General features: G+C 67.4%; 15 protein-coding genes and 2 tRNA genes. 10 read left to right on the top strand and 7 right to left on the bottom strand.

Annotated elements, in window-relative coordinates; all coding sequences use genetic code 11:
* The first annotated feature begins 47 nt into the window (after positions 1-47).
* Both glsA and H6G16_RS12035 read left to right on the top strand, forming a co-directional pair.
* Positions 48-1,757, top strand: coding sequence for a glutaminase A (glsA, locus tag H6G16_RS12040; RefSeq protein ID WP_190390569.1), 1,710 nt, complete (start codon positions 48-50; stop codon positions 1,755-1,757).
* Positions 1,758-1,781: 24 nt separating this feature from the next.
* On the top strand, positions 1,782-2,207 hold the full coding sequence (locus tag H6G16_RS12035; protein ID WP_190390568.1) for an MAPEG family protein: 426 nt from the start codon (positions 1,782-1,784) through the stop codon (positions 2,205-2,207).
* An 18-nt stretch (positions 2,208-2,225) separates the two neighbouring features.
* Here the strand turns inward: H6G16_RS12035 and H6G16_RS12030 are convergent, their stop codons facing one another.
* The 3 genes from H6G16_RS12030 to ebsA are packed head-to-tail and all read right to left on the bottom strand — an operon-like array spanning position 2,226 to position 4,272.
* Positions 2,226-2,738: a DNA recombination-mediator protein A gene (locus H6G16_RS12030; protein ID WP_190390567.1), complete on the bottom strand. Its 513-nt coding sequence runs from the start codon at positions 2,736-2,738 to the stop codon at positions 2,226-2,228.
* Between the two features lie 36 nt (positions 2,739-2,774).
* Positions 2,775-3,872, bottom strand: coding sequence for a phosphotransacetylase family protein (locus tag H6G16_RS12025; RefSeq protein ID WP_190390566.1), 1,098 nt, complete (start codon positions 3,870-3,872; stop codon positions 2,775-2,777).
* Between the two features lie 37 nt (positions 3,873-3,909).
* Complete coding sequence (gene ebsA, locus H6G16_RS12020) at positions 3,910-4,272, bottom strand: type IV pilus biogenesis protein EbsA (protein ID WP_190390565.1); 363 nt, start codon at positions 4,270-4,272, stop codon at positions 3,910-3,912.
* Positions 4,273-4,396: 124 nt separating this feature from the next.
* Here ebsA and H6G16_RS12015 point away from each other — a divergent pair, with 124 nt between their 5' ends.
* Complete coding sequence (locus H6G16_RS12015; RefSeq protein ID WP_190390564.1) at positions 4,397-5,149, top strand: short-chain dehydrogenase; 753 nt, start codon at positions 4,397-4,399, stop codon at positions 5,147-5,149.
* 15 nt (positions 5,150-5,164) lie between these two features.
* Here the strand turns inward: H6G16_RS12015 and map are convergent, their stop codons facing one another.
* On the bottom strand, positions 5,165-6,028 hold the full coding sequence (gene map, locus H6G16_RS12010; RefSeq protein ID WP_190390563.1) for a type I methionyl aminopeptidase: 864 nt from the start codon (positions 6,026-6,028) through the stop codon (positions 5,165-5,167).
* A gap of 150 nt (positions 6,029-6,178) precedes the next feature.
* Between map and rplS the strand changes: the two genes are divergently transcribed.
* The 5 genes from rplS (at position 6,179) to gltX (ending at position 8,840) form a co-directional block, all read left to right on the top strand.
* A complete protein-coding gene (rplS, locus tag H6G16_RS12005; RefSeq protein ID WP_199289389.1) occupies positions 6,179-6,670 on the top strand; it encodes a 50S ribosomal protein L19 in 492 nt (163 codons plus the stop codon).
* A 109-nt stretch (positions 6,671-6,779) separates the two neighbouring features.
* Positions 6,780-6,852, top strand: a tRNA-Trp gene (locus H6G16_RS12000).
* Positions 6,853-6,888: 36 nt separating this feature from the next.
* Positions 6,889-7,077, top strand: coding sequence for a hyperconserved protein Hcp (locus H6G16_RS11995; RefSeq protein ID WP_006043540.1), 189 nt, complete (start codon positions 6,889-6,891; stop codon positions 7,075-7,077).
* Between the two features lie 202 nt (positions 7,078-7,279).
* Positions 7,280-7,353, top strand: a tRNA-Asp gene (locus tag H6G16_RS11990).
* A 26-nt stretch (positions 7,354-7,379) separates the two neighbouring features.
* Complete coding sequence (gltX, locus tag H6G16_RS11985; RefSeq protein WP_190390562.1) at positions 7,380-8,840, top strand: glutamate--tRNA ligase; 1,461 nt, start codon at positions 7,380-7,382, stop codon at positions 8,838-8,840.
* On the opposite strand, the gene H6G16_RS11980 is transcribed toward gltX, so the two are convergent.
* From H6G16_RS11980 to H6G16_RS11970, 3 genes are read right to left on the bottom strand one after another with little or no spacing between them, the layout of a single operon-like run.
* On the bottom strand, positions 8,772-10,043 hold the full coding sequence (locus tag H6G16_RS11980) for a cation:proton antiporter (RefSeq protein ID WP_190390561.1): 1,272 nt from the start codon (positions 10,041-10,043) through the stop codon (positions 8,772-8,774). The genes gltX and H6G16_RS11980 overlap by 69 nt on opposite strands.
* The gene (locus tag H6G16_RS11975; protein WP_190390560.1) at positions 10,040-10,282 is read right to left on the bottom strand and encodes a hypothetical protein; all 243 of its coding nucleotides are present in this window, start codon (positions 10,280-10,282) and stop codon (positions 10,040-10,042) included. Before H6G16_RS11975 ends, H6G16_RS11980 begins: the two co-directional genes overlap by 4 nt.
* Entirely contained in the window at positions 10,240-10,803 is a 564-nt protein-coding gene (locus H6G16_RS11970) for a DUF1643 domain-containing protein (protein WP_242036414.1), read from the bottom strand. The genes H6G16_RS11975 and H6G16_RS11970 overlap by 43 nt, the downstream gene beginning before the upstream one ends.
* A gap of 55 nt (positions 10,804-10,858) precedes the next feature.
* On the opposite strand from H6G16_RS11970, the gene H6G16_RS11965 reads away from it, so the two are divergent.
* Both H6G16_RS11965 and H6G16_RS11960 read left to right on the top strand, forming a co-directional pair.
* Positions 10,859-11,197 carry a nucleotidyltransferase domain-containing protein gene (locus tag H6G16_RS11965; RefSeq protein ID WP_190390558.1) on the top strand — a complete coding sequence of 113 codons (339 nt, stop codon included), beginning with the start codon at positions 10,859-10,861 and terminating at the stop codon, positions 11,195-11,197.
* Positions 11,194-11,586 (top strand): HEPN domain-containing protein, encoded by a 393-nt coding sequence (locus H6G16_RS11960; protein WP_190390557.1) that lies wholly within the window; start codon positions 11,194-11,196, stop codon positions 11,584-11,586. The genes H6G16_RS11965 and H6G16_RS11960 overlap by 4 nt, the downstream gene beginning before the upstream one ends.
* Positions 11,587-11,588: the final 2 nt, after the last annotated feature.

Below are 11,588 nucleotides of genomic sequence, written 5' to 3'. Positions count from 1 at the left end.
TGCGATGGGGGAGTTCAATCAGATGCATCAAACGCCCCGCGTGCTCCATGGACCGCATGCAAGCGCTCTACGCGAGGGCCGAACGCGACGGCGCCGTCACCACCGCCAGCCTGCGCCATCACCTGCTGGCCAGCGGCTTGCAGGCCGACGACGGCCGGCTGGCGCAAACGTTCCAACAGCTCGACAGGCTCGGCGATGGGCCCCTGAGCCTCGAGGCCTTCTCCTCCCTAGTGGGCCCCGAGCTGCTGATGGTGTCGCGCGCACTCCACCAGCAGCTGGTGATTCCGGAATGGCAAGACTTCCTCCAGGACATTGACTACCTCTTCCAACGGGTATCAGCCGACCGCAGCGGCGCCAACGCCGATTACATCCCAATCCTGAGGGACGCAGACCCGGAGCTCTGGGGGGTTGCGGTCTGTTCTGTGGACGGACAGCGCCTGGCCCTCGGCGATGTGGATGTGCACCACTCGATCCAGTCGGTGTCGAAGCCGATCACCTACGCCTTCGCCCTCAGCCGCGAAGGCCCCGAATTCACCCACCGGCATGTGGGAGTGGAACCCTCCGGGCTTCCGTTCAATGACCTCAGCCTGCTGCCGGACCAAAGGCCCTTCAACCCCAACGTGAATGCCGGCGCCATCATGGTGGCTGGCCTGGTGACTTCCGGGTTTCCCGAAAGCGATGCCCGGGAGATCACCGGCCAGCTGATGGAGCTGTGGGCGGAGCTATGCGGCCATTGCGGACCGGTGCGCTTCAGCGAGATCACGATGGAATCGGAGCGGGCCACGGCCAATACAAACTTCGCGATCGCCTATCTGCTGCAGGGCGGCATCGGCCTGCCCAGGGGCGTGGATCTCCAGAAGATGCTGGATGTCTACTTCTCCTGTTGCAGCATCGAGATGACCGCCCGGATGCTGTCGGTGGCAGCCGCCACCCTGGCCAATGGGGGCGTCTGTCCGATCACGGGCCGCCAGGTGCTCTCCACGGAGATCGTGAAGCGCACCCTGGCGACCATGCAGACCTCGGGCCTGTACGACAACGCCGGCGTGTTCACCCTGGAGGTGGGGCTGCCGGCCAAATCAGGCGTGGCTGGATCGGTGCTGGTGGTGGCTCCCAACCTGCTGGGCCTGGCCACGTTCTCCCCACGGCTCGATGCCTACGGCAATTCCGTGCGGGGCATTGCCCTCTGCAAGGAACTGGGGGAGCGCTTCCACCTGCACATGTACGACAACCTCTCGGGAGGCCACTCCGGCGGCAAGCGCGACCCACGGGCGTCCCGCCAGCGCAAGCACCAGGACCTCTCCGATCTGCGCTGGGGAATCGTGTACGGAGACACCAAAGCGCTGCGGGTGCGGGATCTGATCCTGCACTGCATCGTGGACATCAGCCTCGCCGATGGAGAGCTGGAGGCCTCCGAGCTGGCTGTGATGGAAAGGATCTATCAAGAGCTGATGCAAACCCCAGCCGAGCCCGGCGCCTTCGAAGCCCTGGCCAAGGCCCGCAGCCTCCCGGATCAGCAGCCCGGCTCCCCCTTCACCCGCTTGATTGCCGAACTGGCCGAGCAGCGCCACCACATCGACGACAAAGCCCGACGGATCATCCTGGAAACGGCCTTTCAGGTGGCCTGCGCCGATGGAATGATCGAGGCGCAAGAGCAGGAGCAACTGCACGCCATCGCCGCGGCGTTGGGCATCAACGAAGGAGTTGTGCAGCTCGAAATCAACGCCTTTGAGCGCGCCCACCAGGGGGGCGAAACCTAGGCTGGGAGCCAGCGTGCAGCGGCCATGTCCCTCTCCCCCCAACTCGCCCCCTTCGCCTGGTCGCTGTTGCTGGCCGCCGGCGTGGTGGTGTTCAGCACGGTGCCCCTGGGGGCCGCCCGTTCCCAGGCCAACTTCCAGATGGCCGACCTGGCCGCCCCGCGGGCGATGTTCGAGCGCCTGCCCGACTGGGGCAAGCGGGCCGCCTGGGCCCACCAAAACAGCTTCGAGGCCTTCACCCTGCACGCCCCAGCGACGCTGCTCTGCCTGGTGGCGGGCGTCAGCAATCCGGTGGCGATCGCCGCGGCCTGGATCCACCCAGCCCTGCGGCTGGCCTACATCGGCGTGTATGTGGCCAACAAACCTCCCCTGCGCGGGCTCTGCTGGGCCGGCGGCCTGGTGTGCACGGGCGTGCTCTACGCCGAGGGGCTGAAGGCACTGCTGGCGGGCTGAGTTCCGCTTGCAGCAGGCTTAGTCGAAGAACATCACGCTCACCACCTTGCCCATGTCCTCAGCCACACGGCAGCTGGCCAGCAGGGTTTCACTGTCGTGGAAGGCGTAGCAAATCAGCTGGTCACAGCGGCTGATGATGTCCTGGTTGCAGAGGCTGCTGGCCATCGGCAGGGGGAGCTCGTCGTGCTCGGGCTTCTCCACTAGGTGCAGCACCCGCTCGAGCTGGTCGCGGGATTCACCCGGCTGACGATCGAGGCTCTGGGGCAGCAACACGGTGAGCCGGGCCGGATCGATCTCCAGCACGCTGCGAATCACCGCCGCATTCACCCCTTGGGCACCGGAGGTGATCAGGTTGTGACCTTCCTGGGCTAAGGAGCGGGCCACCAGTTCCACCAGATGGATCGACACCACCGGCACGTGGCGGCTGCCCAAAATGGCGATGCGCCGCTTGCTCCGGTCCTGGAGCATTGCCAGTTCCTGGGCGAGGGTGTCGATCCGATCGAGCGCCGGAAGATCAAGGGACCGGGTCACCAGTAGCCGACAGCCTGCCCTTTGAAACTAGCAGCGTTATTTGGCCAGCGCGGGCAACTGCAATCGGGCGAACAGGGGCCCGAAATCACAGTGCTCTTCCACCAACCGGAAGGCAAAGCTGGCCTTCACCACCTCGTGCAGCCGCACGTGGCCAAAGGCCTGCTCAATCACCTCCACGGTGGTGAGGGTGTCGTGCTCCACCTTCAGCAGGGGCACCTCCAGCTCCTCGGCCCGGTTGAGCAGCTGGGGCAGGGGATCTCCGGCTCCGGTGAGGATCAGACACTGGGTGGAGGCCTCCAGGGCCGCCAGCTGGATGTCGGTGCGATCGGCGCCAGTCACCACAGCCATGTTGCGGCGGCGGCGGAAAAACTCCATCGCCGAATTGACGTTCATGGCGCCGATCGAAAGGGTTTCCACGAGGAGATCCAGACGCTCGGGACAGCAGAGCACCTCGGCCCCCAGGCGCAGGGCCAGCTCCTCCACCGTGACGCTGCGCAGCAGCGGGCTCTGGGGCATCACGCCGAGCACCGGCAGCCCCAGCCGTTCCAGGGCCGGCAGCAGCTCAGCGCGGAGCTGGGGCACCAGATCGGGGTTGACGGCATTGAGCACCACCCCCGCCAGGTTGTCGCCCAATTGGGCCCGGGCCGCCAGCAGGGGATCAATGCTGCAGCTGTCCGTCCAGGGAAGCACCAGCAGCACCGGCGCCTGAAGCCCCCGGGCCAACTGGCCGAGGCTGAGTCCGTAGAGCAGCCCCTCGTGGAGGCTGCCGGCAGCCTCCAGCAACGTCAGCCCATCGGGGGCTGACGCCAACTGCTGTCGCAACAGGGGAAACCCTGCCCCTGGCTCCAGATCTCCCTGCAGCAAACGCTGCTGGGCGGTCACCGCGTCCAGCACGTGCAAGGAGGGAATCAGGTGCGACTCCGGCAGCCCCAGGGTGGCGCCGATGAAACGGACATCGGCGTCCAACAGGGCCGAGGAGCTGGCCTCTGCGCCGGGGGCATCCAGACTGGTGGCCAAGGGCTTGCCGAAGCGCACCGGCACGCCCAGACGGCTGAGCTGGCGGGCCAGCCCAAGCACTACGGCGGATTTGCCGCTGAAGGGCTCGCAGGAACCGATCAGCAAGGTGGGGGCCATCGGTCAACCTCGCTGGGGGCGCGTCTTGGGGCGAAATTTAGGCGGCGCTGCCCACCGCTTCTGTAGCCAAGGGGGGCTGGCCCAACAGCAGCCAGCGCCAGAAGCTGGCGGGTAACTCCTGGCCCTGCCGCTCCGTCAACCACTGCACCAACTGGTGACAGGGGAGGTCAAAGGCGTAGGCCACCTGGGGCAGATCCGGGAAGATGAGGTCGCAGTGGAGCAGCTCCTGGGGAGCCGTCTCGCCGCTCCAGCTCAGCCGCAGGGCATGGCTGCGTCCACCCTGCAGCAGGCGCAGGCCCGTCCAGTGGCCCACCAGCAGAATGGCCAGGGCCTCCTCCAGGGAATCCTGATGCCCGAGCCCCCCGCAGTAGGGAGCGAACAGCGGCACCAACGGGGCCACCGTCTCAGACGAAGCCTGAGCGGACGAAGCCTGGTGAGCGGAGATGCCATCAGCCATCAAGGAGGCAGATGCGGCGGCGGGACTGCACCATGCTGGCGCGTCGGTCGCCATTTGCGCCAGGGTCATGGTCACATTTGATGGGAGCACCGGTGCCCGCACCATTGCGATCACCGGCGCAAGCGGCAGCTTTGGTCAGGCCCTGCTGCGGGCCTGGTCGCGCCAGTCCGCCACAGGGCAGGCCATCCGGCTCCTGGCCCTGACCAGCGGCCAACGCCCCCTCGAGCTGCGCGATGCCGCCGGCAAGGCGATCCCGGTGGAGCAGGCGGTCTGGCAGATCGGCCAGGAGAGCGCCCTGCGTCCCCTGCTGGAGCGGGTCGATGTACTGGTGCTCAACCACGGCATCAACCAACAACAGGCCCGCAGTCGCGAGGCCACCGACCTGGCCCTGGAGGTGAATGCCCTCAGCAGTTGGCGCCTGTTGGAGCTGTTCGCCGAGGTGGTGCGGGAGCGTCCGGCCGCCGGGCGCCCGCGACCGGAAGTGTGGATCAACACCTCCGAGGCGGAAATCCAACCGGCCCTCAGCCCGCTCTACGAACTGAGCAAACGGCTGCTGGGCAACCTGGTGAGCCTGCGGGCCCTGGATCTGGGTGGGGCCTCCGGAGCGCTGCGCATCCGCCGTCTCGTGCTGGGGCCCTTCCGCTCCGCCCTCAACCCGATCGGCCTGATGGGAGCGGACTTTGTCGCCTCCCAGGTCTTGGCCCAGGCCCGCTTGGGCTGCAACCTGATCATCGTGACCCCCAACCCGCTCACCTACGTGCTGATGCCGCTCAACACCCTGGGACGGTGGCTCTATTTCAGAGCGTTGACCCGGGCCTAAACCCAGGGCCCAGCCCTAAAAATCCCGGTCGGTGAGGATCTCGCAGCCGTCACTGGTGACCGCAATGGTGTGCTCCCACTGGGCCGACCAACTGCCGTCGACGGTCACCACGGTCCAGCGGTCCTTGAGGGTGCGGCAGGCCTTGCTGCCGGCGTTGAGGATCGGCTCCACCGCCAGCGTCATGCCCGGCCGCAACTTCATATTCGGCAGATCCCGGGTGCGGAAGTTGAACACCGAGGGCTCCTCGTGGAGATTGCGACCCACGCCGTGGCCCGTGTAGTCCTCCACCACCGCAAAGCCATGGGCCTCCACGTGGTCTTGGACGGCGCCGGCGATGTCGAGCAGGGTGTTGCCCGCCTTGATTTGGGCCAGGCCCTTCATCAGGGATTCCTGGGCCACCCGGCAGAGGGTTTGGGCCTCCTCCGTGGCGCCCTCGCCCACGCACAGGCTCACGCAGCTATCGCCGTGGTAGCCATCGAAATAGGCGCCGGTATCGATCTTCACCAGATCGCCGGCCTGGATCACCCGTTTGCTGTTGGGAATGCCATGCACCACCTCGTTGTTGATCGAGGCGCAGATGCTGGCGGGGAAACCGTGATAGCCCTTGAAGCTGGGAGTGGCCCCCATCTCGCGGATCCGCTTCTCGGCGTGGCGATCGAGGTCGCCGGTGGTCATCCCGGGGGCTGCCAGCTCAAGGATCTCCCGCAGCACCGTGGCCACGATGCGGCTCGCCTGGCGCATGGTGTCGATTTCGCGGGCGCTCTTGATCTCCACCCCTCGACGACTCTTCTGAATGCGTGGACCGGTTTCGACCGCCGTGGCGGGGGCGGGACTTGCGGATGCCTTGGTGCTGGCCAGCAAATCGGCAAACAGATTCATGCTGGTGGCGCCGGCAGCGTGGGAAACGGCAGATCTTCAAACTACCAACGGGAGTGGAACGCCGTGGGCAGGGCCATGGGGAGGGCATCCACTGGGGGTGGCCCCCTGAGCCGGTACACTGGCTGTTTGGCCAGGCGTCGCGGAGCTGAGATGGCAACGGAGTCGACAGACAATCAAGCCGTGAACCCGGCAGAGGCAGAAGCCGACATGGCTGTGGCGGCGACTGCCGTGCAGGAAAAGCCGGCTGCGGCGAAGGCCAGCGGGACGAAGGCCACCACCGGCAAACTCAGCGCCCAGGAGCTCATCCGTGCGTTTGAGGCCGAGCAACTCAAGGACGAGCTGCCTGAGATCTACGTGGGTGACACCGTCAAGGTGGGCGTCCGGATCCGCGAGGGAAACAAGGAGCGCGTGCAGCCCTATGAGGGCGTGGTGATTGCCAAACGCCACGGTGGGCTCAACGAGACCATCACCGTGCGTCGGATCTTCCAGGGCATCGGCGTGGAGCGGGTCTTCATGCTGCACAGCCCCCAGGTGGCTTCCGTGAAAGTGGAGCGCCGCGGTAAGGTGCGTCGGGCGAAGCTCTTCTACCTGCGCGACCGGGTGGGTAAAGCCACGCGGGTCAAGCAGCGCTTCGATCGCTGAAGTCTTCAGCGCTTCAACACACGCTCTCGAAATCCTTTCTTCAGAAAGTCTGTTCTCGAGAGCGCTGTAGCGACGCGCTGAGTCTCATGTTTACGGGGGCATCGGCCTTGCGCCGTTAGTTCAGTTGGTAGAACGCAGGTCTCCAAAACCTGATGTCGGGGGTTCAAGTCCTCCACGGCGCGTTCGATGCCCCAACTTGCAGTTTCCTGGTTCCGAGGATGGAGTTGGATCTACAACCCGGGGATGTGGTCAAAGTGCTCGAATCAGCTGCCTTGGGCTGGGTTCGGGCACGGGTGATCCGGGTCAAGTCGGGTGGCCGGGTGGTCGTCCAGAGCGACCAAGGGCGTGAGTTCACAGCTCGTGGAAATCAGGTTCGGCTGATAGAGCCGGCAGGATTTCGCCCCTGAGGTGTCCCAGCCTTCGCCCAGGGCGTGGATGTCCCCTGTTTGGTGAGCGGTTGCATGCACCCCAGCGCAATCCCCTCCGGATCGATCCTCACCAACCGCACCACGCCAAGTCAAGACACACCAATTGGTTGACGATCGGACCGACGATCACGGATACTTTTGAGGTCGCAAGGGCGACACAGATTGCCCCAAAAGGCAGACTGGGACTGTAGTTCAATCGGTTAGAGCACCGCCCTGTCACGGCGGAAGTTGCGGGTTCGAGCCCCGTCAGTCCCGTTCCAGTTCAAACAGGAGTCCTCCCGGTGGGTGCTGCACAGTCCTCACGCCCTGTACGCGTGCGCCTGGCCCCCAGCCCCACGGGTACCCTGCACATCGGCACGGCCCGCACGGCGGTCTTCAACTGGTTGTTTGCCCGGCGCCAGGGCGGCGAGTTTCTGCTGCGCATCGAGGACACCGACCGGGAGCGCAGCAAGCCCGAATACACGGCCAACATCCTCGAGGGCCTGGCCTGGCTGGGGCTGGCCTGGGATGGCGAACCGGTGATCCAGAGCGCCCGCATCGGCGAGCACCGGGCGGCGATCCAGCAGCTGCTCGATTCCGGCCAGGCCTACCGCTGCTTTGCCACGGAAGCGGAACTCACCGCCATGCGGGACCAGCAGGCCGCCAGCAAGCAGGCCCCCCGCTACGACAACCGCCACCGCAACCTGAGCCCCGACCAGCAACAGGCCTTCATCGCCGAAGGGCGTGAGGCCACGGTGCGCTTCAAAATTGACGACAACGCCACCATCACCTGGAACGACCTGGTGCGCGGCGAGATGCGCTGGAGTGGCAGCGACCTGGGCGGCGACATGGTGATTGCCCGCCGAGCCCCAGCCGACCAGATCGGAGACCCCCTCTACAACCTGGTGGTGGTGGTGGACGACATCGCCATGGCGATCAGCCACGTGATCCGCGGCGAAGACCACATCGCCAACACCGCCAAACAGCTGCTGCTGTACCAGGCCCTGGGCGCCGAGCCGCCGATCTTTGCCCACACACCCCTGATCCTCAACCAGGAGGGCAAGAAGCTCTCCAAGCGCGATGGCGTCACCTCGGTGAGTGAGTTCCAGGCCATGGGCTACACGGCCGAGGCCCTGGCCAACTACATGACCCTGCTCGGCTGGTCACCACCGGAGGGGATGGGCGAGCGATTCACCCTGGCGGAGGCAGCCAGGATCTTCGATTTCGAGCGGGTCAACCGGGCCGGCGCCCGCTTCGATTGGGACAAGCTCAACTGGCTCAATGGCCAGGTGCTGCATGAGCTCGGGCCAGACGCCCTGCGGCAGCAGCTGCTGCCCCTGTGGGGGGCCCAGGGCTGGGGCACGGAGACCGGCACGGCCAACGCCGACCCCAGCTGGCAAACCGACCTCTGCAGCCTGATCGGGCCGTCACTGAGCCTGTTGGCCGATGGGGTGGAGCAGGCCCGGCCCTTCTTCACCACGCCAGAGCTGCAGGAGTCGGCGGGCACCCAGCTGGCCAGTGAGGGCGCCCGCCCGGCCCTGGCCACGCTGCTGGAGCGCCTGCCGGAGGGCCCGCTCAGCGCTGATCAAGCCCAGAGCCTGCTCACCGAGGCGGCCACGGCAGCTGGAGTGAAGAAGGGCGTGATCATGAAGAGCCTGCGGGCGGCCCTGCTCGGCAGCCTCCAGGGCCCCGACCTACTGGCCACCTGGCTGCTGCTCCACCGCAGCGGCAACGACCGCGCCCGCATCGCCCGCTGCCTCTGAGCCGGGTGCTGGCGGCTCCACCAGGCCCAGCCAGCGGGCCAGGGGGCCAGCGCTGAGGCCCTGCAGGCCCACCGTGAGCAGGATCGTGAGGAACACCAGCCCCTGAAGCCGGCCGGCCCCCACCACTCCGGCCTGCTCCAGCCGAATGGCGAACAGGCTGGCCACGGCGGCCGTCACGATGCCCCGGGGCGCCAACCAGCTCATCAGGGCCCGTTGGGGCATGGTGAACTCCAAGCCCCAGGTGGCCAGGCCGATCGCCACAGGACGCGCCAGCAGCATCAACACCAGCACGCAGCTCACCCCGCCCCAGCCCAGGGGGCTGAGTTCGGCCCAGCTCACATCGGCCGCCAGCAGGGGAAAGAGCATGGTGATCGCCAGTTGGGCCAGCTGGCGGATCAGCTCATCGAGCTCGGCCGCATCGGTGTCGGGGAGCCGACCCACCACCACCCCGGCGGCCACGGCCGCCGGCAAGCCCGACTCGGGCAACAACAGCTCACAGCCGCTGAACATCAGAAACAGGCTGCCCAGGGTGAGCTGCAGCCGCAGGGCTCCGGCCGGCTGGGCCGGAATCCGGCGCAGGGCCTCGGCGAGCAGCCAGCCGCACGTCGCCCCGATCGCCACCCCACCTCCCAGCCGTTGCAGCAACCCCAGGGCCACGTCGCGCCAGCCGTGCCGGTCGCCCAGCACCAGCTCCAGCAGCAGCAGGGCCAGCACGGCCCCGATGGGCTCCAAAATCAGCCCTTCGCCTTCGAGCACCTCACCCAGGGGCGGCGACAGGCGGATCTGACGCACCAACGGATTCACCACCGTGGGGCCGGTGGCCAGCACGATGGCGCTGAACACGGCCGCCAGCGGCCAATTGAGCCCCGCCAGCCCGTGGGCGGCCAGCAGACCGGCGCCGAGGGCCACCACCAGCCGCACCACCACGATGCGCAGCACCGCCTGCTTGGTGGCATCACCCGGCAGCCGCAGGTTGATGCCGCCGTCAAATAGCACCAGGCTCACCAGCAGCCCCACCACCGTTCCCAGGCCGGCGCCCAGGTCGAGGGGTTCCACCAGGCCAAAGCCCGAACGGCCGATCACCAGGCCGGCACTCAGCAGCAGGACCACCCCGGGCAGGCCACTCAACCAGGCCAGGGCCTGGGCCAGAGCCCCGGCAAAAACGGTGACACCCCAGAGCAGACCCAGCCGCTCAGGCGTCATTCATCGAGGGCGTTGAACTTGGGTTCCACATGGATGCCGATCACGCCGCTGGGCCGCACCACCAGGTATTCCCCCTCCAGGTCGCCGATCGGCACGTTCACAAAGGTGTCGGGGGCTGAGGCGGTCAGCACGCCGCCGTACCACTGCTGAAACGCCTCCAGGGTCTGGAAATTCACGGTTTCGGTTTGGCCACCGCTCATGTGCAGGTGAACGGCGTAGCGGCGGGGGATTCGGGACATGGGGAGGCGTCAGCTGGATGGGCAGTGGTGCCCACAGGATGCCCCAGGGCCACTGGGTTGTGCCAGGCCAGGGGCTGGAGCGCAACAGTGCCGGCCACATAGAGGGGATGGCGGGGCTGACCCGAGGCCGTCAGCCCCAGGGCCCGGAGGTCCCGCCCCTGCAACAGGGCCAGCACCGCCTGGTCACGCCGACGCCAGGCCCCCTGGTTGCCCCAGCCCAGCCACACCGGCGCCTGGGGCTGGGCCGCCAGGCGTTGCCCGATCCAGGCATCGGCCTCGGCACCCACCGGATCGGCGGCGCGGCGCAGCACCGCCGGCGAGGGGCTGATGCGGGAAAACAGGTTGAGCACCTCCAGGCTGCCGTAGCCCCAACGCTGGGCGAAGCCCACCAGCCGCCGCAGGGTGGGGTCGTCGCGCTGGCCATCGGCCCGCGAGGGATTGAGGCCGATGAACAGCAGCCGCGGCGCCGCCGGCTGCCACAGCCGCTCCAGCCACCAGCGGTACTGGCCGCAGGGGCTCATGGATGCCGTACCAGCTGACGGCGCCAGCATGGTGCCCTGCTCCTAGCCTGAAGCCATGCCCAGCCTGGCCACCCTTCGCGAGCAGCGCCACGGCGCCCGCCTAACGGCGTTGCGCGCCGGCGCCGCCGCTCTTGCCGCCCACCATCCCGGCGGCGAGGTGTGGCTGTTTGGCTCGCTGGCCCGCGGTGACTGGGACGCCTATTCCGACGTCGACCTGCTGGCCATCGCCCCCACCCAGGTGGCCGCAGATGCCCTGGCCGATGCGCTGCTGGACGCCCGCCTGGGTGACGACGTGCTGGCCCTAAGCCAGGAGCGCTGGCAACAGCTGAAGCAGGGCGAGGATCCCTACTGGCGGGCCATCGGCCGCGACGCCCTGCGCCTGGATCAGCCGTGACGCCCCGGGTTGAGGCCTGGATCCGCCAGGCCCAAAACGATCTGGAGGCAGCGCGCTTCACGGCCGGCCAGGGGTTCCATGCCCAGGCCTGCTACCTGGCGGGTCAGGCCGCCGAAAAAGCCCTCAAGGCCTTGCTGCTGGCGGCCGGGATCACACCGCCCTACAGCCACTCCCTCGAGAAACTGGTGGAGCTGCTGCAACAGCAGGGCCTGGATCTCCCAGCCCTAGCTGAGCTGCAACTTAAGGCGCTCACGCGCATGAACAGCGCCAGCCGCTACCCCCAAGGCGATGAGGCGCCGGCTGATCTCTTTGATGCCAACGACAGCACCGCCGCCATTGGCACCGCGGAGGCCGTGGTGCGGATCGCCGTGGCCCAACTCCAGCCCTGAGC

The organism is Cyanobium sp. FACHB-13342 (genome assembly GCF_014697415.1).
Lineage (GTDB): Bacteria > Cyanobacteriota > Cyanobacteriia > PCC-6307 > Cyanobiaceae > Cyanobium_A.
This window is presented reverse-complemented; position numbering and strand designations above follow the sequence as displayed.